The sequence below is a fragment of the Cupriavidus sp. H19C3 genome, from assembly GCF_049393815.1.
GTDB lineage: Bacteria > Pseudomonadota > Gammaproteobacteria > Burkholderiales > Burkholderiaceae > Cupriavidus.
In genome coordinates this window covers 3213952-3236315 of record NZ_CP184985.1, presented here as the reverse complement: position 1 = coordinate 3236315, position 22364 = coordinate 3213952, and the positions used below count along the sequence as shown (strand labels likewise).

Below are 22364 nucleotides of genomic sequence, written 5' to 3'. Positions count from 1 at the left end.
ACCACATGTCCTACTCTGAAATCCTTTACCGGGAAGATGGCCCGATTGGCACGATCACGTTGAATCGTCCCGAGGACGGCAACATGTTCACCGAGACCATGTGCCACGAAATTCGCGATTGCATCAACGAGATCCGCCGCGAGACGCGCACGCGCGTGGTCGTGATCACCGGCGCCGGCGACAGGTACTTCTGCACCGGCGGTCGCAAGGATGGCATGCAGGACACGCTGCTGTACGCCGGCGTGCTGCCCACGCTCGAGATGTACGAGTCGATCGACCGCCTGCAGAAGCCCGTCATCGCCTCGGTCAATGGCTTTGCGGTCGGCGGCGGCAATGTACTGCAGGTGGTTTGCGATCTGACGATCGCCAAGGAGAGCGCGGTGTTCCGCCAGGTCGGTCCGATGGTCGGCAGTTTCGACGCAGGCTATGGCACGTGGTACCTGGAAGATCTGGTCGGGAAGAAACGCGCCAAGGATATCTGGTACCGCAATCCCAAGATCACCGCGCGCGAGGCCCTCGACATGGGATTGATCAATCGCGTCGTTCCCGACGACGCGCTCGGCGAGGCGACGCGCCAGTATGCGCTGGAGGTCGCCGAACGTGGCGCGTTCGCGCTTGCCTCGCTCAAGAGCGCATTCAATGCCCGTCACGGCGGGGTGAGCGGACTGTCGCGCATGGCGCACGACCTGCTGCTGCGCGGCTACCTCGACACCGCAGAGCATGATGAACTCGCGACTGCGTTCGCCGAACGCCGCAAGGCCGACCCGGCCCGCTTCGGCCGCTGATGCCCCCGGGGCGATGCCATACGATGAGAGCACCGACATGACGAATATCAAGACTGTAGGCATTGCGGGTGCGGGCACCATGGGCGCCGGCATTGCCATCGTAGCCGCACGTGCGGGATTTCGCACGCTGGTCTTCGATGCCAGACAGGACGCGCTGGACCGTGCGCGCGATCAGACCGAGGCATTCCTGCACAAGTCCGAAGCGCGCAACAAGCTGCCCGCTGGTGGCGCGGCGGCAGCCCTGGCGCGCTGGCAGGGCACCACACGGCTCGCCGACATGGCCCAATGCGACCTGATCATCGAAGCCATATACGAGGACCTGTCCGCCAAGCACCGGCTATTCGCGCAACTTGACGAGATCTGTCCGCCGCAGACGATCTTTGCGTCGAACACGTCGACGATCTCGATCACCGAGATCGCAGGTGGGTCAGGCCGGCCCGACCGCTTCGTGGGGATGCACTTCTGCCTGCCGGCCCAGCTCATGAAGCTGATCGAAATGTCGCCGGGCCTGTGCACATCGGAGCAGACCTTCCAGGCGGCCTGGGCCCTGGCCGAGGCCATGGGACAGAAGCCGGTCGCGACGCAGGACACCCCGGGCTTCGTTCTCAACTACTTCCTGATCCCCTTCAATAACGATGCGATCCGCCTGGTCGAGCAAGGGGTAGCCGAGCCGGCCGATATCGACAGGGCGATCAAGACCGCGCTGCAGTATCCGATGGGCCCGCTGGAACTGCTGGACCTGATCGGGCTCGACACGCAGCGGCTCCTGTGCGAGGCCATGCACGGCCTGACGCACGAACCGCGCGCCGCGTGCCCGCCGCTGGTGCGTCGCATGATCGCGGCGAACCGCCTGGGCAAAAAGACAGGCATGGGATTTCACGCTTACCCCGACAGCAAGATGTATGGAGCCTGATATGCGCTATCGAATTATCACGGCCGGTCAGAGCCGGTCTTTTCCATCGCCGCACGCATTCCTGGACCACGCCACCGACGATGGGGAAGCGGTCGTCTACGTCGGTGCAGACGCGGGCGCGGCCTATGCCGCCGGGCAGGGACACGCGCACAGGTCGTTCGTCGCCATTGAACTGGCTGCCGAATGTCTTGGCTATCACACTGGTGAGCACCGCGGCCAGGAGGGCTCGAACGTGGTCGGATTCGCACGGTTCCGCCTTGGCGACGCCGCGCCGAGCGGGCTGGTGGAACTGGTCAGGCAGCCCGGCACCGCTCCCGCCGCGCTGGCGGCGGCCAAGGCTGCATTCGAAGCCGCGGGCCTGGTGGTGGCGGTATGCAACGATGTTCCCGGTCGTATTGTCGACCGGTTGATCCGGCCCTACTTCAACGCGGCACTACGGCGGCTGGACGAGAAGCTCGCCAACGCGGACGATCTCGACAAGACCCTGTGTCTTGGACTCGGTTATCCCGAGGGGCCGATCGCGCTACTGGAGCGGACCGGCCTTGCGCATCATTTCGAGGTCAGCTACGCGCTGTTCGAAGCGCTCGGCCAGGAAGCGTATGCCCCGGCCCGACGCGCCCGCGTCGCATTCGACCGGGCGCTTGCCGGGTAAGCCGGAACGACGTAGCGTCGACCTGGCTATCAGGCGCCCCCAAACCAGTTATACCCCTGGTCTACCCAGTAGCCCCCGGGGTAGGTATTGGTGACATACATCTCCATGATGTGCTTGGGGTTCTTGTAGCCGAGCTTGGTCGGCATGCGCAGCTTCATCGGGAAGCCGTACTTTGGTGGCAGGCGCTCGCCGTCATACGTGAAAGTCAGCAGCGTCTGCGGATGCAGCGCCGTGGCCATGTCGATGCTCTCGTAGTAGTCGTCGGCGCATTTGAAGCCGATGTACTTTGCCGTGGTGTCGGCACCGATGCGCTCCAGGAAGCCCGCGAACGGCGTGCCGCCCCAGCGTCCGATCGCGCTCCAGCCTTCCACGCAGATATGCCGCGTAATCTGCTCGGCCTTGGGCAGGGCGTAGAGCTCGTCCAGCGACCAGCTCTTCTTGTCGCGCACCAGTCCGCTCACCTTGAGGCGGTAGTCGTCGCCATCGACCACGGTGACTTCGTCGATACCGTAGAAGGCGTTGAACGGGAACGGCCGCGTGATATCGGCTTCGGTATAGGTCGGCGCAAGGCGATTGGGATCGAACAGCCAGCCCTGCACCTTGTCGTTCATGCGGGAGACGCGCGACAGGAACGTCTCCACCGAGGCATCGTCCGTCAGGCTGCAGCCGCTTAGCATGGCCAGCCCGCCAAGCGTCAGGATGCGCTTGCCGAACAGGCGCCGGGACGGCACGTCGAGTTCTTTTCGGACATCGATGAGCAACGACTCGCGGTCGATGTTCATCCGTTTGGAGGATTTTGCGCTCACGATCGAGGCTCCCTTCGAATTCAGCGTCCGCGGATCATCGTCAGCAGGCTGCGCGGCACCAGCGCGACCATCGCCACATGCACCACCACAAAGGCGGCCAGCAGGGACATGGCGCAGAAGTGAACCACGCGTGCCGCGTCGTAGCCGCCCATCAAGTCGCGCAGCAGCGGAAACTGCACGGACTTCCAGATCGCCATGCCGGACAGCACCAGCACGATCAGCAGCAGGATCGCCACCACATAGGCCAGCTTCTGCACGGCGTTGTAGTGACTGAGGTCCGCATGCGACAGCCGTCCACGCAGCGCGGCCGTCAGGTCGCCCAGTACGGCACGGGGTGTCAGCGGCAGGAACTTCCGCGCAAACCGGCCCGTCACCACGTTCATCAGCAGATAGAACAGGCCGTTGAAAAACAGCAGCCACATGGCCGCGAAATGCCATTGCAGTGCGCCACCGAGCCATCCGCCCAGTGTGATGTCCGCTGGAAATCTGAATCCGGCAAACACCGGTGACGCGTTGTAGATGCGCCAGCCGGACAGCATCATCAGCACTGCCGCCAGGGCGTTGAGCCAGTGCGAGATGCGCACCCAGACTGGCTGGACGATACGCGGCGCCGTGCCGGATGCCGCAGCGTCTTGCGAGAGTTCCATGTCGGCTTTCTCCGGAGGATCAGGTGCCCGCCTGGCGCGATCGCGACGCGCGGGCACCCGAGAGGGCGTGGCAGGCCCTGAATTACTTGCTCATCGCGTCGCCGCCCTTGCCCATCTTGTCGTGCGACATCTTGCCCATCGCGTCGCCTTCCTTGCCCATCTTGTCATGCGACATCTTGTCCTTGGACATGGCGTCCTTGCCCATCTTGTCGTGCGACATCTTGTCCTTGGACATGGCGTCCTTGTGCATCGCATCCTTGGACATGGCGTCCTTGGACATGGCGTCTCCGCTCGGTTGTGCGAAGGCAGTGCCACACATCAGGACAGCTGCGGACATCACGGCGATAGCGGTCTTGTTCATCTCGACTCCTGGTAGTTGCGTTGAGCCGGGCAGAGCCGGCGGATGGAATACCGCGCCAGTCATGGTCGACGGCGCCAGAGTCACACGGTATGTGTGCGTCTGCTGGGGGATTCGCTGGTACCGCCCGGGAGGTTACAGCGATCGGCAAATTTATTCGTGACGCAGACGAAAATATGGACGGAACAAGTCGCCAGCCGGACGCGGCGATACACTTCGGATGTCCAGACAAGCGAACCCGTTTTTATTTGTTCGTCGCTGTAACCGTGCGCATGCCGGCACCGAACTAGTCATCACCGGACTTCATGGTTGCTGCCATGGGTGTGCTCAAATATCATCCCGAAACGCTTGCTCCTTCCTTCGCCGACGCCGCTCAGCGCTCCGCTCGGCTTGTAGCGTTTCCCCTTATGAACACGCTTCACGACAACACCCACACGCACGCGGCTGTCACCAACCCCATCGAGCGGCGCATGCACGCCCTGATGGTGGCTGGCATGGAGGGCGACGCGGCGGCCTACCATACCTTTCTGCTGGAATTGACCGCCCATCTGCGGGCTTTCGTCCGGCGGCGCCTCTATGCCATGCAGGACGAAGTGGAGGATGTGGTGCAGGAAACCTTGCTGGCCGTACACAATGCCCGCCACACCTATCAGCCCGAGCAACCGCTGACGGCGTGGATCTATGCCATCGCGCGCTACAAGCTTCTCGACTTCCTGCGCTCGCGCATGCGCCACGCGGCACGGCTCGAGCCGCTCGACGACTTTATCGACATCCTGGCCGATAGCGAGGCGATGCCCTCGCACGATGCCAGGCTGGACGTGGATGGCTTGCTCGAACAGTTGCCGGACAAGCAACGCCTGCCCATCCTGCATGTGAAGTTGCAGGGGCTGTCGGTGGCCGAGACGGCCCGGTTGACGGGCCTGTCGGAGTCGGCGGTCAAGGTGGGCATACATCGCGGCCTGAAGGCATTGGCCGCCAAAGTAAGGATTCTGACAACATGAAGACCAACGATCTTGTCGCGATGCTTGCCGCCGGCGTCAAGCCGGTGGATCGGCATGTCGCGCTGAAAACTTTCGCGCTGGCCCTGACCGTGGGCACGGTGGCGGCCACGCTGCTGATGGCCGTCGTATTCGGTGTACGTCACGACCTCGCGCAGGTCATGATGCAGCCCATCTTCTGGTTCAAGGTCGCGTTTCCGCTGGGTCTGGCCGTGGCAGCCATGCTGGTGCTGCGCCGGTTGATGATTCCGGGCGCCAGGGTGGGCAAGCGCTGGGCCGCGCCGGCGCTACCGGTGCTCGCCGTGTGGGTGGGCGCCGCCGTGATCCTCGGCAATACCGCGCAGGCCGAGCAGGCCGTCCTGGTCCTTGGCCGGACGTGGAAGACCTGCCCGTTCAATATCACGCTGCTGTCGGTGCCACTGTTTGTCAGCATCCAGTGGGCGGTACGCCAGATGGCGCCCACCAACCTGCGCGCCGCGGGCGCGATGGGCGGCCTGCTGGCGGGCGCCACCGCGACCATTGTCTATTGCCTGCACTGCCCCGAGATGGAGGTACCGTTCTGGGCGGCGTGGTATCTGGGCGGAATGCTCATACCGACGGCGGTGGGCTGGCTGCTGGGACAGCGCATCCTGCGCTGGTAGGCTGCGACGCGGCCCCGCCACGACCCGCCAGATTGTCACGACACATCGCTTGCGCTCTTGCGAAGCCACGCGAGCCGCTCGCGCAGGCGCTGTTTCCATGATGCCGCCAGGCCGGGCACGTCGATCAGTTCGGCCAGATCGTCGCCGTCGGGGCGGTGGGTCAACTGCACGTGCCAGAACTGTTCGATCGAGAATCGCTCGGTCTGCCGCTCGAGCAGCGTGATCGCATCGCCCGGCCGGATCTCCCCCGCCGCGATCACGCGGTAATACCAGCCCGTGATGCGCTGTTGCGCCACGAACACCGACATGCGCGCCTCGCCGAAGCGGTGATTGATCTTCCAGCACGGGCTGCGTGGCTGCGATACCTGCATGATCGCGCTGCCGACGCGGAAGGTGTCGCCGATATGGACATTGCGCTCGTCAAGCCACCCCGCCGAGATATTCTCGCCCAGGCTACCGGGCACCAGCAGCGCCTGGCTCTGGGGAAAGGCCCGCGCAAGCTCGCCGTAATGCTCGCGCGCGTAGTGGTGCACCGCTTTCTCCGGGCCGCCGTGGACGCGCCGGTCGGCTTGCTCGTCGCCGACGATCCCCTCTTTCTCCACGCGCAGCGGGCCGGACTGGCGGGTCTTGAAGATGCCGCTGCGGTGCCCTTCGTCGCCGAGGCAGCCGGTGCCGCCGGCGAACAGTTGATCGATCGTGGTTGTCAGATGGCGCATTGCGAGGTGCCTTTGCGTGGTTCTTGCTAGGTGTATACGTGAGTGTGGCCTGCCATGCGAATCCATTACAGTGATGAATGAATACGGTATCCATCACCATTGGTGATGCTTCGAATCACTGTCATGGATTGCTTGCAGAGGGTCACATGGAACTGCGTCATCTCAGGATCTTCAGTGCGGTGGCCGAATACGGCAGCTTTACGGCGGCGGCCGACAAGGTGCACACCGTCCAGTCCAATGTCACGATGCGCATCAAGGAGCTTGAAACCGAGCTCCATCAGCAACTGTTTGTGCGGCAGAAAAGCGGCGTCGTGCTGACGTCCGCGGGCCAGACCTTCCTCGGTTATGCGCGGCGCATTCTGCAGCTTGCCGACGAAGGCCGCAATGCCCTGATGGACAACGTGACCCCGACCGGCCACTTACGCCTCGGTTCGATGGAAACCACCGCGGCCATCCGGCTGCCCCAGGTGCTGGCCAGGTACAGGCGGCTGTGTCCGCAGGTACAACTCTCGCTGGTGACCGGCACCACGGTGGAGCTCATCAAGGCCGTCGAATCGCACCGCCTCGATGGCGCCTTTGTCGGCGGGCTCCACCAGATTCCGGCGCTGATCCAGGAGGAAATCTTCGAGGAGGAACTCGTCCTCCTCAGCAGTCGCGAATTCCCGTCGCTGTCCTCCCTGACCGAGACCATGCCGCAGCAGACCGTGCTGGTGTTTCGCACCGGCTGCTTCTATCGCTCCACGCTCGAGAACTGGTTCTATCAGGCGGGGCTTATCCCGAGCCAGATCCTGGAGCTCGGGACCCTCGATGGCATCCTGTCGTGCGTATCTGCCGGGATGGGCGTGACGCTGTTACCGCGCACCATCGCCGAGACCTACGGCGCGCGGCAAGAGATCCGCTATCACGCCTTGCCGCCCGAATTCGCCCATATCAAGACCGTATTCATCCGCCGGCAGGATGCCGTTGCCACGCCGGCGCTCGGCAAGTTCGTCGAGCTGGCGCGCAGTCTGGTCGCCGAATGACACCGGCAATCCGCGCACCAGTTCCGCCACGCGCGCGGCCGCCGGCATGACGCTGGAGATCTTGCCGACGCCCTGCCCGGCATAGAGCGACAGCTTCTGCGCCATGCGAGGCTTGTCGATGGCACGCGCGCCGCCACCGATAAACCGCAACAGGTTCCATTTGTCGCGATTGGGAATCACCCGATGCGGCGTGCCGTACTTCCAGCCGAACGAATAGCCGGTCCGGTACTCGGTGTCGTCGACCGTCGCCTCCACGATCTTCTGCTTGTAGAGCGGATGCGCATTGGACTCGTCGCACGCGACAAAGGCGGTACCGACGAGAACACCCGACGCCCCCATCGCCATCGCGCTGCGCACATCCTCACCGGTCACGATGCCGCCCGCCGCAAGCACCGGGCGCCCTTCGGCGGCCTCGCACAGCGCCGGCAGCAATGACATCAGGCCGATCGTGCCGCGGTTGAGGTGGCCGCCGCTTTCACTGCCCTGCGCCACCACGATATCGGCACCACGCGACAGGGCCAGCCTGGCCAGCGCGACGGAGCCGACCTGCACCATCACCACGAGTCCGGCGTCCTTGGCGCGCGGAATCATGTCCTCATAGTCTTCCGCATAGAACAGCGACAGCACGCGCGGTCGTTCCTGCAGGATGACCTGGAACTGCGCCTCGAATACGTCCGGTCCGCCGAACGACGGCACGAGGTTGACGCCAAACGGCCGGTCCGTCAGTTCGCGCGTCTCCCGGATCCACGTGCGCAGCATCTTCGGCGGCAGCCGCAGGCCACCGACCGTGCCAAGACCACCGGCATTCGCCACCGCCGCGACAAGCCGGGGACCGGAGATGGCAGCCATGCCGGCCAGAAAGATCGGATACCGCACGCCACACAACTCCGTGACCGGGTTGCCGGCAAATTCCCTGGTCGTTCTCATGATGATCAAAGCTCCACGTGTTTGCCAAGCATGCGCTTGAGCGCAGCGTTCTTCAGGATGAAGTGGTTCTTGCACGCGCCGAACATATGCAACGCCAGGCCGGCAAGAAAAGCCGTGGCGCCGAGATTGAAGAGCATGTCCACGACCGCCTTGACCGTGGCATTGGGCGCGATCGGCATCGGCACCAGGAATCCGCCCGGCAACGGCATGGCCTGGCCCGCGGCCGCGTGCGACAGCCATGCCGCGATGGGCAGCAGCACCATCGCCAGGGCCAGCGAGGTCGCCACCGAACGGCTGACGATGACCTCGACCGGATTGGGCGTTCCCACCGGCAACGGATGCCACGAGGTCACGCGTGCCCAGAAGCGATAGAGCGATAGCACGAACAGCACCGTGCCAGACAGGTTCTGCCAGCGCTCCAATGCGGCAGCTGGCTCGCCGGCCAGAGCGCCGGAGCGTGCGATGCCGAGTCCGATAATCGTGAATAGCAGCGCCGCCACCAGCCAGTGCAGCACAATCGTGACGGGCGAGAAGCGCAGCCCGTTGTCTCGCAGTTGCATGCTTGTCTCCTTGCGTTTTCTTGATTTGGCGTTTTGTTGATTTGGCCTGTTCTCGATACGGGCCCGGGACGGTCATGCCGTCCTCATGGGCCGTCAGTGGCTGGCGGCGACCGACGCGCCCAGGCCGGTCTGCGCACGGACGCACTGTGCGTCGAACGCACCGCGCTCGCGTTGCGCCCTGGCACTCCGGTCCGTGACCGAGCCGAGCCAGATAAAGGCGAACGCGATGTTCATGGAGATGATGGCCGGGTAGTCATAGGGAAATATCGCGTGCGCGTGGCCGAGCACCTTGACCCACACCGCCGGCGACAGCACCACCAGCGTGACGGCGCTGACCAGGCCGGCCACCCCGCCGATCAGCGCGCCGCGCGTGGTCAAGCCCTTCCAGTACATCGACAGCACCAGGATCGGGAAATTGACCGATGCGGCCACGCCGAAGGTCAGCGCAACCAGAAACGCGATGTTCTGCTCCTTGAACAGGATGCCGAGTCCCACGGCGACGATGCCGATGCACGCCGAAGCGATGCGCGAGACACGGCGCTCGGCGTCGGGGCTGGCCCGCCCCTGCTTGATCACCATGCCGTACAGGTCGTGCGAGATGGCGGATGTGCCCGCCAGCGTCAAGCCGGCCACCACCGCGAGAATGGTGGCGAACGCCACCGCGGACAGAAAGCCAAGCAGCAGATCGCCGCCCAGCGCCCTGGCCAGGTGCATCACCGGCATATTGCCGCCACCGATCAGCTTGCCGCCAAGCTCGCCCCCTTCGAAGAACTTCGGGTCGCCGCCCACAATCACGATGGCCGCCATGCCAAGCACCGCGACGACAAGGAAAAAGAACCCGATGATGCCGGTGGCGACAAACACGGACTTGCGGGCTTCCCTGGCATCGCGCACGGTGAAGAAGCGCATCAGGATATGCGGCAGGCCGGCGGTCCCGAATACCAGGCCGATGGACAACGAGATCATCGCAACCGGGTCCGACACCAGCTTGCTAGGCAGCAATACGCCTGCCCCGCTCTTGTGCGTGGCGGCGGCCTTCTCGAACAGCAGGTCAAGCGAGAAGCCGAACCTGCTCAGGGCGAGCACCGCCAGCAACGTCCCGCCAAAGAGCATCAGCACGGCCTTGATGATCTGCACCCAGGTGGTTGCTACCATGCCGCCGAAGGTGACGTAGACGGCCATCAGCAACCCCACCACGATTACCGCGTAGTGGTAAGGCAAGCCGAACAGCAGTTGAATCAGTTGCCCCGCGCCGACCATCTGCACCACCAGGTAGAAGCAGACCACGGTCAGCGAGCCGAAGGACATCAGCGTGCGAATGCGTTCGCGGTCCAGGCGATACGACGCGATGTCCGCGATGGTGACGCGCCCGAGATTGCGAATGCGCTCGGCAAACACGAACAGCAGCAGCGGCCAGGCGACAAAGAAGCTGATCGCGTAAATCATGCCGTCGTAGCCGTTGAAATAGAACATGCTGGTCACGCCCAGCAAAGCCGCCGCCGACATATAGTCGCCAGCCAGGGCCCAGCCGTTCTGGAAACCGGTGATGCCACCGCCAGCGGTGTAGAAGTCCTGCATCGAGCGGGTCCGGGCGGCCGCCCAGTAAGTAATGCCAAGCGTGGCCACCGCAAACACGAGGAACATCGCGATGGCGGTGACGTTCAGCGGTTGCCGCGCCACCGCGGACATGGCGTCAGGCGCGGCCGGTGCCGACATGGCGACGCCAGGCCAGACCGACAGCAACAGGGCAAGACGAAGGAAGCTCATTTGACCGCTCCCCCGAGAACTTGCGCGGCGAGCGCATCGAACTCGCGGTTGGCGCGGCGCACATATAGCCCCGTGAGCAGCCACGTCCCGACGATCAGCGTCACGCCGATGGCCCAGCCGATATTGATGGCGCTGGCGCCCGCAAGCTTGGTGGCGAGCCATTGCGGCCGGAAGCCGGCGACGAGGATAAACGCGTAGTACGGCAGCAGCGTCGCCGCGGTGAGGGACATCACAAAGCGACCGCGCCGCCTGACCAGCGCGACGAACGAGGGGTGCTCGGCAATCCCCCTGACTGAACCTGTCTCCATCATTGTCTCCATCCATCCGGGCCACAGCCCCTGCGGTTGTCCATGCCAACGAACGACGTCCTGTTGTGCATCGACGATATGCCCGGAGGCGTATCGCTACAAATGATGAATGGTGATGGACACCATCTTTGACAGTGAAGTCTGGCCCGCGGCAGCGCGCCCGCGCACTGGCCACGCGGGCGGGCAAAGGAGACTTTTCTTGCTGCCCCGCAATAAATCGTCAATGATACGCATCGAGGTTCGGACCACGCACCTCAGCGCCGCCGTCTGGAGGGACATCCGGCAGCGACATCCGGCAGCGACACCCGGCAGCGACACTCCGCAGCTCCACCCCGCAGCGACATCCCGCAGCGCCATCTCCGCAGATCATCTCTGAAAGGAATCCAAGCATGCCTATCATCACCACCCGCGACGGCGTCGAGATTTTCTACAAGGACTGGGGTCCCAGGACCGCCCAGCCCATCATGTTCCACCACGGCTGGCCGCTGTCCTCCGACGACTGGGATACGCAGATGCTGTTCTTCGTACACCACGGCTATCGCGTCGTGGCCCACGACCGCCGCGGGCACGGGCGCTCGGCGCAGGTGAGCGACGGTCATGATATGGATCACTACGCCGCCGATGCCGCCGCCGTGGTCGAGCATCTGGACCTCAGGAACGTCGTGCATATCGGCCACTCCACCGGCGGCGGCGAGGCAGCGCACTATGTGGCCAGGCACGGCCAGCCGCAAGGTCGCGTCGCCAGGCTGGTGCTGATTGGCGCGGTGCCGCCGATCATGGTCAAGACGCCGGCCAACCCGGGCGGGCTGCCGCTCGAAGTGTTCGACGGCCTGCGCAAGGCGCTTGCCGACAACCGTTCCAAGTTCTATACGGATCTGCCGGCCGGCCCCTTTTACAGCTTCAACCGCCCCGGCACGGAACCGGTCCAGGCCGTGATCAACAACTGGTGGCGGCAGGGCATGATGGGCGGCGCCAAGGCGCACTATGACGGCATCAAGGCCTTCTCGGAGACGGACTTCACCGAAGACCTCAAGGCCATTACCGTGCCGACCCTCGTCATGCACGGCGACGACGACCAGATCGTGCCGATCGCGGATTCCGCCCTGCTCTCGGCCAAACTGCTGAAGCACGCCACGCTCAAGGTGTACGAGAAGTTTCCGCATGGCATGTGCACCACGCATGCCGACGTCATCAATCCGGACCTGCTGGCGTTCGTGAAGGGATGATGCGCGACTGACAAGGCGCTGATGCACCAAAACCAGGCCGGCGTCCGCGGATGCCGGCTTTCAGCCTTCAGCGCGCGTCGCCCGCCGAGGGCTGGAACCGGATATACGGCACGCCGACCTCGGGCCTGGCCGTGGTCTGGTCGATCAGGCGCTCGACATCGGGCACCTCGCCCATCGCCTTCATAAACTTCGCCGTGGGAAAACCCGGCTTCACGCAGCCCTGCACGAACAGCCAGCGCTGCCACACCGTGATCCACAGCGTGCTCTGCTCCCAGCCCGGCATCTCGCGCGACAGCCATTGCAGCCGCCGCCGTGCGGTTTCGGCAATATCGTTGTCATAGGCAAAGGCATTGGGCAGCCGGCAGCGTCCCTCCAGCCAGCAATGATTGCCGTGCTCGGTACGGTGATGGGATTCGCGGATCCATTCCGCCTCGGTCGTGCGCGGACCGGCGGGTTCGGGGCAATTCTTGATGGCGGACGAAACCTGGAAGAACGGATCGTTGCCGCGGTTCTTCAGTTCTTCCGCGTGGATCGGCGCGACGGCGATCGCAACCAGCAGCAGTGGTCCAAACCGGGTCAGCATGACACCCCCTCCCACCGCACGGCAACGCCGCTAGAACGTTGCCGGCGAATTCACCCAGAGCACCTTGGCCACCACGTCACCGACATTGCGGTAGCCGTGCGGCACCTGGCTCGAAAACGTAAACGCATCGCCCGGGCCGATCGGGTAGATCTCGTCACCGAGCATCAGCTCAAGCTCGCCTTCCAGCACATAGCCCACTTCCTCGCCCTGATGCTCGATCTGGCCATCGCTGGCCTCGCCCGGCCATACGATGTGGATATTGGCCTGCAGCAGCCCGCCGCGCTTGGGCAACACCACGCGCTCAAGCGCCACGCCACCGACGCGGATGACGGGCCTCTCCCCCTGGCGCAGGACCGGGGACTGATGGATATCGTCTTCGCTGGTGAGCGCACCGATATTCGTATCGAGCGCCACCGCGAGCCGGTGCAGCGTGGTGAAGGACGGCGTGGCCAGGCCACGTTCGACCTTGGAGATCAGACTTTCGGAGCAACCCGCCTTGGTTGCCAGTTGCAGCAGGGTGTAGCCGGCCACCAGGCGCGCGTGGCGCAGCTTGACGCCCAGCGTGACGGTGGCCGACTTGCTGTCGACCGCTTCTTGCGGGATAGGGCTCGCGGTCTTCGGCATGCGGGCTTGTCGTATATCGATTTGCGTTCGAAGGGCAACCGTCGCCCCGGTCGGTCACGGCTGGCGGCAGGCCAGTTCGGCGACAGTGTACGCCAGCGCGCGGGCACCAAGAACGAGGTCCGCGGCATCGGTGTCCTCGGCGGCGTTGTGGCTGATACCGCCCTTGCTCGGCACGAAAATCATCGCCGTCGGGCACAGGTCGGCCACATACATGGCGTCGTGGAAGGCGCCCGAGGTCAGCCGCACCGGCGCCCCCCGGCCGGCAACCTCGCTGGCGCGCTCGCACGCGCGCTGGACCGACGCGAGCATGGCCTCGGGAAAGTACGTCGGTCCGCGGTGGAAGAAACGCGTCACCACCACGTCCGTGGCCGGCGCATGCCGCGTGCAGGCGAGCCGCAACGCCGCTTCGGCGCGGTCCAGCATGGCATCGTCGAGACAGCGCATGTCCACGGTGAAGGTGACCTTGCCCGGGATGGTGTTGACGGAATTCGGCGCCACCGTCCACTGGCCAAGCGTCAGGCGCAGTTCGGCGGCACCGGGCTGGCCGGCGTCGCCTGAGCCCGCGGCGGCGCGCGGTGCCAGGGCATACAGGTCCTGTGCGATGGCAACCGCCACCGCCATCGCATCGCGGCGCACGGCCATCGGCGTGGTGCCCGCATGCGCCATGGTGCCGGCGCATTCCACGCGGAACCAGCGCACGGCCTGAATGCCGGTCACCACGCCGAGGGGCACGGCGGCGGCCTCGAGCACCGGCCCCTGCTCGATATGAAGTTCGACGCAGGCGGCCATGGGCCGTGCCATCGGCACGCGCGTCACGTCGTCGCTGGCGGCAAGCGCCGCATCCAGCGCGTCACCGAACCGGATGCCGGCCTGGTCGACCGACTCGCGATATGTGGCCAGCCGCGCTGGCTCGGCAAACGCGCTCGACCCCATGGTGCCGGGCCCGAAACGGCTACCCTCCTCATTGGTCCACGACACCACCTCGATCGGTCGCAGCGTTTCGATGCCGGCGGCATTGAGCGCGGCAATGACTTCCAGCCCTGCCAGCACGCCGTAGGCGCCGTCGTACTTGCCGCCCACAGGCTGGGTATCGGCGTGGCTTCCCGTCAGCACCGGCGGCAGGTCTTCGCGTCCGGGCCGGCGAAAGAACAGGTTGGCGCAATCGTCGATGCGGACCTCGCATCCCAATGCACGCGCCTGCGCCACCAGATGCCGGCGCGCCGCCAGATCGATCTCGGTCAGCGTCTGGCGCGACACGCCGCCATCTTCACGACCGCCAAAACGCGCCAGCGCCGCGAGCGAAGCGGTCAGACGCGGGCCGTCCACATGATCCTGCGCGCGTTGCGCGATCGCTTGTACCGCGCGGTCGGGGGCGGCAGAACGAGCAGCGCCATCGGAACGGTCGGCACCGTTGTTGCCGCGGTCGCCGTGGTCACCCTGCGGCGGAAATGTCGGATTCAAAGTCTTCTCCTCAAGGCCGCCCCCATCGGGTCGGGCCACATAGGGTTCTGCACGCTCGGGTCAGGCTGCTGCAGCGAGCGCCTGATGCAGACGGTGCGCCACGGCCAGTACACGGGCGTCGGCATGACGCGGCGCGGTGACGGTCACGCCCAACGGCATGCCGGCGGCTCCCGTACCCGTCGGCACGTGGACGCAAGGCGTACCGAGCAGCGTCCACATGCGGCAAAAAATCGGATCGCCAGTCGCGGCCAGGCCCTCGGGCGCTTCGCCTTCCGCGCTCGGTGCGAGCACCACATCGAATCCTTCGAGTGCCGTCGCCAGCGCCACCCGCGCGCCTTCCGCCAGCGCCAGCGCCGCGCGAAAGCGCGTGCCCGTGACCGTGCGCCCAGCCTCCAGCTGGCGGGTGAAGGCCGCACTGAAGCCGGCGGCCGCGTCACGCGCCTCCGGGGCGAACGCCGCGGCCGCCTCAAACGCCATGATGTCCATCTGGGCCTCGGTAAGGCCCTGGCAGGCGGCCGGCAGGTCGACGTCCTCCACCGAGGCGCCCACCCCCATCAATGCCCGCGCGGCAGTCTCCAGGGCAGCGCGCGCACCCGCGCCGGCACGGTCCCAATGCGGCGTGCGTACGATGCCGACCCGCAGCGACGCGGGCGCCCCGGCACAGGCTTCGACAAGCGCGGCGTCGCGTGCCAGCGTGCCGATAAAGAAGGCGGCATCGTCCACGCGCCGCGCCAGCACACCGACCGTATCGAGGCTGGGCGATAGCGGCTTGATCCCCGCCAGCGGCAGCGTCGCGTGGGTCGGCTTGTAGCCGACCACGCCGCAATAGGCCGCAGGGCGAATGATCGAGCCGGCGGTCTGCGTGCCGAATGCCAGCGGCACCATGCCCGCCGCCACGGCCGCCGCCGAGCCACTGGACGACCCGCCCGGCGTGCGCGGCGCGCTGTCGGAAGCGCGTGGGTTGCGCGTGGGACCGGGCTGGAACGTCGCGAACTCGGTAGTCACGGTCTTGCCCAACACGATCGCGCCGGCATCGCGCGCCAGCGCCACCGCGGCGGCATCGCGCTCGGGCCGATGCCGCGCGTAGATTGGCGAACCATAGGTGGTCGGCGCATCGGCGGTATCCATCAGGTCCTTCACACCGAGCGGAATGCCATGCAACGGCGTCGACACGGTGCCCGCATCGAGGCGACGGGCCTGCTCGATGGCCGCCTCGGCACTAACGTGCTGCCAGGCCTGAATGACGCCATCCCGCGCGGCGATGCGATCGAGCGCCGCGCGCACCAGGGTTTCCGCGCGCAGTTCGCGGCGGGACATGCGCGCGACCAGATCGCGCACGGAAAGATCGAGTAGTGAGTCCAAGCCTGGGGTCTCCGGATTCGATGTATCGGCGCGGCCTAGCCAAAATAAGCCGCACGCACTTCGTCGTTCTCGCGCAGCGCCTGCGCCGAGCCTTGCGCCACCACGCGTCCCTGCGTCAGCACATAGCCCTGATGCGCGATCGCCAGGGTCTGGCGCGCATTCTGTTCCACCAGCAGCACCGTCATGCCGAGTTCATTGATCTGCTGGATGACCTTGAAGTTTTCCTTCACATACAGCGGCGACAATCCCAGCGACGGCTCATCGATCACCAGCAGCCGCGGTTGCGCCATCAGGCCGCGACCGATCGACACCATGGCCTGCTCGCCGCCCGACATCGTGCCGGCCAGCTGGCCGGACCGCTCGCGCAGGCGCGGAAAAATCTCGTAGACGCGTGCAATGCGCTCCCGCACCTTCTCGGGGTCGGCTTCCAGGAAGGCGCCCAGGGCCAGGTTCTCGGCGACGGTCATGCGCGGAAAGACCTTGCGTCCCTCCGGAATGCACGAGATGCCGCGCGCAATGATGTTGTGCGTCTTCTCTGCCGCGATATCGACGCCATCCCACAGGATGCGGCCCTTGCGCGCCGGCGTCAGGCCCAGGATCGCGCGGATCAGCGTACTCTTGCCGGCGCCATTGGCGCCCAGAATGCATGTGATCTTGCCCGGCGGCACTTCGATCGAGACGTCATGCAGCACGTTGACCTTGTCATAGCCCGTGGTCAGGCCTTCCACCCGCAATGTGCTATCGCTCATGCCGCTTCCTCCCCGAGATAGGCGGTCTGGACGTCGGGATCGGCGGTGATCTCCGCGTACGTGCCTTCGGCGATCTTCTTGCCATAGTTCAGCACCACGCACCGGTCCGTAATCCGCTCGATCACGTTCATTTCATGCTCGATCAGAACCACGGTCAGGTCCTGCAGCTTGCCGCGCACCTGCAGGATGTCGTCCATCAGTTCATGGGTCTCGTCGTGCGTCATGCCGGCGGAGGGCTCGTCGAGCAGCAGCAGCCGGGGACGGCTCATCAGCGCGCGACACACCTCGATACGGCGACGATCGATCATCGTGAACGACTCCACCGGTTCGAACAGCCTGCCGACCAGCGGCGGACTGAAAATGCCCAGCAATTCGCGCACGGCTTCCACATAGCGCTCGTACTCGGCGCGGAACGCCTTGCGCCGGAACAGGTTGAACACCAGGCCATGCTGCATGTGCTGGTAGTCGCCGATCACGATGTTGTCGAATACGGTCAGCGGCAGCGACAGGCGCGAACGCTGGAACGTGCGCGCCACGCCGCTGCGGTAGATGTCCTGCGGCGTCTTGCCGACGACCTCTTCGCCGTTGTAGGTGATGCTGCCCGCGCTGGCCTTGTAGAGGCCCGTCAGCACGTTGAAGAAGGTGGTCTTGCCGGAGCCGTTGGGCCCGAGCAGTCCCAGTACTTCGCCGCGGCGGATATCGAGCCGCAGGCTGTCCAGCGCGGTCAGGCCGCCGAAGCGCATGGTGAGGTCGCGCACCTCGATCATCGCGTTGCTCATTGGGCGTCCTTGGTCGGGAAGAACAGGCGGATCTTGCGCGGCAGCAACCCATCCGGACGGAACAGCAGGATGGCGATGACCAGCGCCGCGTAGAACAGGAAGCGATACTCCTGGATGAACTGCAGCTTCTCCGGCAGTACCAGCACGATGATCGCGGCCGGGATCAGGCCCACCACGTTGCCCAGGCCGCCCAGAATCACGATGGACAGCATCAGCAGCGAATCCGCGAACGTAAAGTTGTTGGGGGCCACGAATGCGGTGACCATGCCGTAGACGCTGCCCGCCACGCCGGCAAAGAAATTGCCGAGCATGAACGCGATGACCTTCCAGCGCGCGATATGCAGGCCGAACGTCGCGGCGGCGGTCTCGTCGGTGCGCACCACATCCATGGCCAGCCCCACCCACGAACGCTCCAGCGCGGTCACCACGGCAAACGTGCCGCCGCAGATCGCCAGGCTCAGCAGCGCGTAGCTGGCATAGAACGACACGTCGGCGCCGAACAGTGTCACGCCCTCGTTGAACTGGAAGCCGAACAGCGTCATGCCGGGCACCTGCAGACCCTGCGGACCGCCGAGCACGTCGTTGACCTCGAGGAACGTCTTGAACAGGATGCCGAACGCAATGGTCACCAGCGCCGCGTAGTGGCCGCGGGTGCGCAGCACAGGCGCGATCAGCAGCGAGCCGATCACCGCCGCCGCGATGCCCGAGATCACGATTACGAGGATCGACGGGATGGGCGTATGCGCGCCCAGCACCGCCGTGGCATAGGCCCCGATGCCGAAGAATGCCGCGCCGGCAAAGTTGGACACGCCCGAGTAGCCGAACTGCACGGTCAGCCCGAGGCAGGCGGTGGTGTACAGCAGCACGCCGCACAGCATCAGCAGCACAAAGTGGCTCTCGTGGAACAGCGCGATCAGCGCCAGCGTGCCCATCACCGACCATAGCCGCGACAAACCCGGGCGGCGCGCCGCGGCGACCTCCACGGTCTGCGTCACCTTGAACTTGCCGGCGAGCACCGCGGCCACCACGGCAACCGCCAGCAGTGCGGCCACGGCGAGCTGGGACTCCGCGTGCAGGAACAGATAGAGATAGGTCACGACGACGATGGCCGCAACGGCCAACACCCGCGCCGGACTGCGCTGCCTGCTGGCGGCACCGGCGGCGGCCGGGGGCAGCGGATTCGAAATATCGTCAGACACGTTCACTGGCTTTCTCCGCAATCAGACCGGTGGGCTTGAAGGCCATCAGCACGATGACCACGGCAAAGGCAAAGACATCCTTGTAGGCGCTGGGGATGTCGGGAATCAGCGCCGGCAAGGTCGCGCTGCCCAGTACCTGCAGCGCGGCAAACAGAAAGCCGCCCAGGATGGCGCCATAGAGATTGCCCAGACCACCCAGAATCGCCGCCGCAAAGCCAATGACGCCCAGCAGCAGGCCGACGTTGAAATTGATTTCGTTGTAGTACAGGCCGTTCATCACGCCCGCCAGCGCCGCCATGGCCGAGCCCAGCGCAAACGTGGCCAGCACCACCACTTCGAAGTTGATGCCCATCAGGCGCGCGGTCTCGCCGTCCTGCGCCACGGCACGGATGGCCATGCCGAAGCGCGTACGCGTGATCAGCAGGTGGACGCCGATGATGATGGCGACACCGGCCGCGAGCAGGATCAGGTTATCCGCGCGCAGCGTCAGCGCCCCGAGCGACAGCTCGGTGGTGGGCAGCAGCGCCGGAAACGGCTTGGGGTTCGATCCATCCGGATAGAACAGGCGCACGGCCTCGCGCAGCACGGTGCCCAGCATCAGCGTGGCCAGCAGCGTATTCAACGGTGGCGCCTTGCGTAGTGGCAGGATCAGCCAGCGCGCAATGACCACCCCCAGCGTGCCGGTCACCAGGACCGCGCACACCACGATGGCGAGCAATTGCAGCCATGGCGAATCCACATGCAGGGCCACCACGCCGGCCGATGCGGCCAGGCCCGCGAAGGCGCCGACCATCAGCACATCGCCGTGCGAAAACTTGATGACATCCAGCACGCCGAAGAACAGCGTGAAGCCTACCGCCACCATGGCGTAGATCATGCCGAGCATCAGCCCGTTGAAGACGTACTGTCCCAATACACTCATCGGTATCCCCAGAATGGCCGGTATGGCCCGTCCAGAAGCACCGGCGCCGCGACCGCCACCGCACGGTCCCGCGCGCCGGCAACACGCTTACAGCCCGCTCAGCTTCTTGGTGCCCTTGGCGTAGGCGCTCTCTTCCCAGATCACCCACTTGCCGTCCTCGACGACGTACTTGGTGATCAGCGGCACCACGTTCTGGCCGTGCTCGTCGAAGGTGACCTTGCCGATGACGGTATCGACGTTCTTCGTGTTGTTCAGCACGTCACGCACCTTCTTGCGATCCGGACCGACCTTCTCGACGGCATCCATGATCAGGTTGGCCGCGGCGAACGCGAACGGACCGTAGGCTTCCGGCGGCTCGCCATATTTCTGCTGGGTATAGCGCTCCATGAAGAACTGGCCGCCGGCCAGCTTTTCGACCGGGGCGCCTTCGATAAAGGCGAGCGAGCCTTCCGACAGCGTCTTGCCCACGCCTTCGATATAGGCATCGGACTTGATGCCCGAAGTCCCTTCGAACTGCGCCTTGATGCCCAGCTTCTCCATCTGCGTGCGGATGCGCACGCCGAGCGGCGTGAGGCCACCAAAATAGACCACGTCCGGCTTGAGTTCGCGGATCTTGGTCAGCTCGGTGGTGAAGTCCTGCTGGTCGGCCGTGACGCCGAACGTGCCCACGATGGTGCCGCCGTCCTTCTTCAGGAATTCACTGAAATACTTGTTGTGGCCCTTGCCGTAGTCGGTGGTGTCATGAATGATTGCCCACTTCTTGTAGCCCAGGCCGGTCATGAACTTGGCGGCCACTTCGCTCTGGTTGATCATCGTGCCGTTGACGCGATGGATCTCCTTGAAGTTGTTGCCGTACGTGACTTCCGGCAACACCGCGCCCCATACCACGGCCGGCATGCCAAAGCGGCTGTAGACGCCCACCGTGCCCATTGCCACCGCCGAGCAGAAGTGCGTGACGCCAGCCACGATCGACTTGTCCGCGGCGATCTTGGTGGCAACCTGCACGCCCACGTTGGGCCGGCATTCGTCGTCCTGGACGACCAGTTCGTACGTGTACTTGGCCTTCGGGTCGGCATTGCGCAGGCGTACGGCCAGGTCCGCCGAGTTGCGGCCACCGAGGCCGATCGACGATACCCCACCCGTCAGCGGCCCCACAAAGGCGATCTTGACGACTTCCTTCGCCTGCACCGGCGTGGACATCAGAACCACTCCCGTGGTGGCGGCGGCAAGTGCGGCTGCAGCCGCGGTTCTCTTCTTCAGCACTCTGTTCCCCTTGTTTGAGATGTCCACGGGCGGCAGGCCCGGCGTCAGGACTGAACGGGCGCGAGACGCCGGCCATGGCATCCGCACGGTCGGCGAAAGCTTGATGAAAGCCATCTGCACCAAATTCAAGTCACTTGAATGCTATGCAACAGACATGCCAAGTGGCAACGAGCGATTACCCGTAGGCTTTTTGGGGTGAACGAAGGCTGTTTTAGCCGGCCGCCGTGCGGAACTCGTGCCGACATGGGACATATCGGTGCAGGAGCGGCGTTTTCGGTGCATCGGCGCACGGGCGCCGCTGACGACCGGATTTGCGGGTCGATTTGCGGCCGGGTTTGCAGTTTTCGTCGGTTTTCACCGTATCCGCGCCTTTGCCGCAAGCGCGCGGCGGCGCTAGGCTGTCAAGTCAGCAGTTACCCGCAATACCACCATGACAGCCCTTCACATACCCGACAGCGCCATCGCCCGCGCCGCTGCCGAATTCATCCGCGACACCGAGAGCGAGCTGCTGTATCGCCACTCCGTCCGCGTCTACCTGTGGGGCGCCATGACGGGCAAGCGCCAGCAGCTGCCCTTCGATCCGGAGCTCCTGTATATCGCAGCGATGTTCCATGACCTGGGTCTCACCGACCGGTACCGGGGCAGCCAGCTACGCTTTGAAGTCGATGGCGCCAACGCGGCGCGCGATTTCATGCGTAGTCATGGCCTCGACGAGCGAGACGTCGAGCGCGTGTGGCTGGCAATCGCGCTCCATACGACCCCCGGCATTCCCGAACATATGCATCCGGAGATCGCGCTCGTGCAACGGGGCGCCGGCATGGACGTGGCGGGGCGCGGCTTCGAGGACTTCACCGAAGCGGAACGGCACGCCGTGGTTTCGGCCTACCCGCGCGGCGAGGCCTTTGGCAAGCGCATGATCGACGCGTTCTACGACGGCATGGCACATCGGCCGTTCAGCACCTTTGGCACCTTCAACGACGACTTCCTCGCTTACAAGGATCCTTCCTTTGCGCGTGTCGACCTGTGCCAGGTCATTCTCAATTCCCGCTGGGAAGCGTAACGGCCGAGCCCGCATGGCCGTCGCCAGGACGCGTTC

General features: G+C 65.1%; 24 protein-coding genes and 1 pseudogene. 8 read left to right on the top strand and 17 right to left on the bottom strand.

Translation table 11 applies throughout. The features are described 5' to 3' along the window. The first annotated feature begins 5 nt into the window (after positions 1-5). From DFLDMN_RS14905 to DFLDMN_RS14895, 3 genes are read left to right on the top strand one after another with little or no spacing between them, the layout of a single operon-like run. A complete protein-coding gene (locus DFLDMN_RS14905) occupies positions 6-785 on the top strand; it encodes an enoyl-CoA hydratase-related protein (RefSeq protein ID WP_423195694.1) in 780 nt (259 codons plus the stop codon). Between the two features lie 37 nt (positions 786-822). Beyond that, positions 823-1698 carry a 3-hydroxyacyl-CoA dehydrogenase family protein gene (locus DFLDMN_RS14900; RefSeq protein WP_423195693.1) on the top strand — a complete coding sequence of 292 codons (876 nt, stop codon included), beginning with the start codon at positions 823-825 and terminating at the stop codon, positions 1696-1698. 1 nt (position 1699) lies between these two features. Continuing rightward, the gene (locus tag DFLDMN_RS14895; RefSeq protein ID WP_423195692.1) at positions 1700-2350 is read left to right on the top strand and encodes a 3-hydroxyacyl-CoA dehydrogenase family protein; all 651 of its coding nucleotides are present in this window, start codon (positions 1700-1702) and stop codon (positions 2348-2350) included. A gap of 29 nt (positions 2351-2379) precedes the next feature. Here DFLDMN_RS14895 and DFLDMN_RS14890 read toward each other — a convergent pair whose 3' ends face one another. From DFLDMN_RS14890 to DFLDMN_RS14880, 3 genes are all read right to left on the bottom strand, one after another. Continuing rightward, positions 2380-3132 carry a molybdopterin-dependent oxidoreductase gene (locus DFLDMN_RS14890; RefSeq protein WP_423198428.1) on the bottom strand — a complete coding sequence of 251 codons (753 nt, stop codon included), beginning with the start codon at positions 3130-3132 and terminating at the stop codon, positions 2380-2382. Positions 3133-3176: 44 nt separating this feature from the next. Then, entirely contained in the window at positions 3177-3803 is a 627-nt protein-coding gene (locus DFLDMN_RS14885) for a cytochrome b/b6 domain-containing protein (protein WP_423195691.1), read from the bottom strand. An 82-nt stretch (positions 3804-3885) separates the two neighbouring features. Beyond that, entirely contained in the window at positions 3886-4164 is a 279-nt protein-coding gene (locus tag DFLDMN_RS14880) for a pentapeptide MXKDX repeat protein (protein ID WP_423195690.1), read from the bottom strand. Positions 4165-4568: 404 nt separating this feature from the next. Between DFLDMN_RS14880 and DFLDMN_RS14875 the strand changes: the two genes are divergently transcribed. Beyond that, entirely contained in the window at positions 4569-5162 is a 594-nt protein-coding gene (locus DFLDMN_RS14875) for a sigma-70 family RNA polymerase sigma factor (RefSeq protein WP_423198427.1), read from the top strand. Next, positions 5159-5800: a DUF1109 domain-containing protein gene (locus tag DFLDMN_RS14870; RefSeq protein ID WP_423195689.1), complete on the top strand. Its 642-nt coding sequence runs from the start codon at positions 5159-5161 to the stop codon at positions 5798-5800. Before DFLDMN_RS14875 ends, DFLDMN_RS14870 begins: the two co-directional genes overlap by 4 nt. 35 nt (positions 5801-5835) lie before the next feature. On the opposite strand, the gene DFLDMN_RS14865 is transcribed toward DFLDMN_RS14870, so the two are convergent. Next, entirely contained in the window at positions 5836-6516 is a 681-nt protein-coding gene (locus DFLDMN_RS14865) for an MOSC domain-containing protein (protein ID WP_423195688.1), read from the bottom strand. A gap of 77 nt (positions 6517-6593) precedes the next feature. Between DFLDMN_RS14865 and DFLDMN_RS14860 the strand changes: the two are divergent. Next, positions 6594-7463, top strand: a pseudogene (locus DFLDMN_RS14860) (LysR family transcriptional regulator); the annotation flags it as partial. On the opposite strand, the gene DFLDMN_RS14855 reads toward DFLDMN_RS14860, so the two are convergent. The 4 genes from DFLDMN_RS14855 to DFLDMN_RS14840 all read right to left on the bottom strand — a co-directional run bounded on the left by DFLDMN_RS14855 (position 7368) and on the right by DFLDMN_RS14840 (position 11100). Beyond that, positions 7368-8465 carry an NAD(P)H-dependent flavin oxidoreductase gene (locus DFLDMN_RS14855; RefSeq protein WP_423195687.1) on the bottom strand — a complete coding sequence of 366 codons (1098 nt, stop codon included), beginning with the start codon at positions 8463-8465 and terminating at the stop codon, positions 7368-7370. The pseudogene DFLDMN_RS14860 and the gene DFLDMN_RS14855 sit on opposite strands and share 96 nt — an antisense overlap. A gap of 5 nt (positions 8466-8470) precedes the next feature. Further along, entirely contained in the window at positions 8471-9025 is a 555-nt protein-coding gene (locus tag DFLDMN_RS14850) for a cytochrome b (protein ID WP_423195686.1), read from the bottom strand. Between the two features lie 93 nt (positions 9026-9118). Further along, positions 9119-10792, bottom strand: coding sequence for a cation/acetate symporter ActP (actP, locus tag DFLDMN_RS14845; RefSeq protein ID WP_423195685.1), 1674 nt, complete (start codon positions 10790-10792; stop codon positions 9119-9121). Beyond that, positions 10789-11100, bottom strand: coding sequence for a DUF485 domain-containing protein (locus DFLDMN_RS14840; RefSeq protein ID WP_423195684.1), 312 nt, complete (start codon positions 11098-11100; stop codon positions 10789-10791). Before DFLDMN_RS14840 ends, actP begins: the two co-directional genes overlap by 4 nt. A 389-nt stretch (positions 11101-11489) precedes the next feature. Between DFLDMN_RS14840 and DFLDMN_RS14835 the strand changes: the two genes are divergently transcribed. Then, entirely contained in the window at positions 11490-12326 is an 837-nt protein-coding gene (locus DFLDMN_RS14835) for an alpha/beta fold hydrolase (RefSeq protein ID WP_423195683.1), read from the top strand. A 67-nt stretch (positions 12327-12393) separates the two neighbouring features. Here the strand turns inward: DFLDMN_RS14835 and DFLDMN_RS14830 are convergent, their stop codons facing one another. The 9 genes from DFLDMN_RS14830 to DFLDMN_RS14790 form a co-directional block, all read right to left on the bottom strand. Then, on the bottom strand, positions 12394-12909 hold the full coding sequence (locus DFLDMN_RS14830) for a BON domain-containing protein (protein ID WP_423195682.1): 516 nt from the start codon (positions 12907-12909) through the stop codon (positions 12394-12396). 30 nt (positions 12910-12939) lie between these two features. Next, positions 12940-13533, bottom strand: a complete 594-nt coding sequence (locus DFLDMN_RS14825) for a helix-turn-helix domain-containing protein (protein ID WP_423195681.1) — start codon at positions 13531-13533, stop codon at positions 12940-12942. A gap of 54 nt (positions 13534-13587) precedes the next feature. Next, positions 13588-14883 (bottom strand): M20 family metallo-hydrolase, encoded by a 1296-nt coding sequence (locus DFLDMN_RS14820; RefSeq protein WP_423198426.1) that lies wholly within the window; start codon positions 14881-14883, stop codon positions 13588-13590. Between the two features lie 171 nt (positions 14884-15054). After that, positions 15055-16356, bottom strand: a complete 1302-nt coding sequence (locus tag DFLDMN_RS14815; protein ID WP_423195680.1) for an amidase — start codon at positions 16354-16356, stop codon at positions 15055-15057. A gap of 35 nt (positions 16357-16391) precedes the next feature. Continuing rightward, positions 16392-17105 carry an ABC transporter ATP-binding protein gene (locus DFLDMN_RS14810; protein WP_423195679.1) on the bottom strand — a complete coding sequence of 238 codons (714 nt, stop codon included), beginning with the start codon at positions 17103-17105 and terminating at the stop codon, positions 16392-16394. Beyond that, on the bottom strand, positions 17102-17884 hold the full coding sequence (locus DFLDMN_RS14805) for an ABC transporter ATP-binding protein (RefSeq protein ID WP_423195678.1): 783 nt from the start codon (positions 17882-17884) through the stop codon (positions 17102-17104). Before DFLDMN_RS14805 ends, DFLDMN_RS14810 begins: the two co-directional genes overlap by 4 nt. Beyond that, a complete protein-coding gene (locus tag DFLDMN_RS14800) occupies positions 17881-19089 on the bottom strand; it encodes a branched-chain amino acid ABC transporter permease (RefSeq protein WP_423195677.1) in 1209 nt (402 codons plus the stop codon). The genes DFLDMN_RS14805 and DFLDMN_RS14800 overlap by 4 nt, the downstream gene beginning before the upstream one ends. Beyond that, the gene (locus tag DFLDMN_RS14795) at positions 19076-20005 is read right to left on the bottom strand and encodes a branched-chain amino acid ABC transporter permease (RefSeq protein ID WP_423195676.1); all 930 of its coding nucleotides are present in this window, start codon (positions 20003-20005) and stop codon (positions 19076-19078) included. Before DFLDMN_RS14795 ends, DFLDMN_RS14800 begins: the two co-directional genes overlap by 14 nt. A gap of 87 nt (positions 20006-20092) precedes the next feature. After that, positions 20093-21268, bottom strand: a complete 1176-nt coding sequence (locus DFLDMN_RS14790) for a branched-chain amino acid ABC transporter substrate-binding protein (protein WP_423195675.1) — start codon at positions 21266-21268, stop codon at positions 20093-20095. Between the two features lie 430 nt (positions 21269-21698). Here DFLDMN_RS14790 and DFLDMN_RS14785 point away from each other — a divergent pair, with 430 nt between their 5' ends. Then, positions 21699-22328, top strand: a complete 630-nt coding sequence (locus tag DFLDMN_RS14785) for an HD domain-containing protein (protein ID WP_423195674.1) — start codon at positions 21699-21701, stop codon at positions 22326-22328. Positions 22329-22364: the final 36 nt, after the last annotated feature.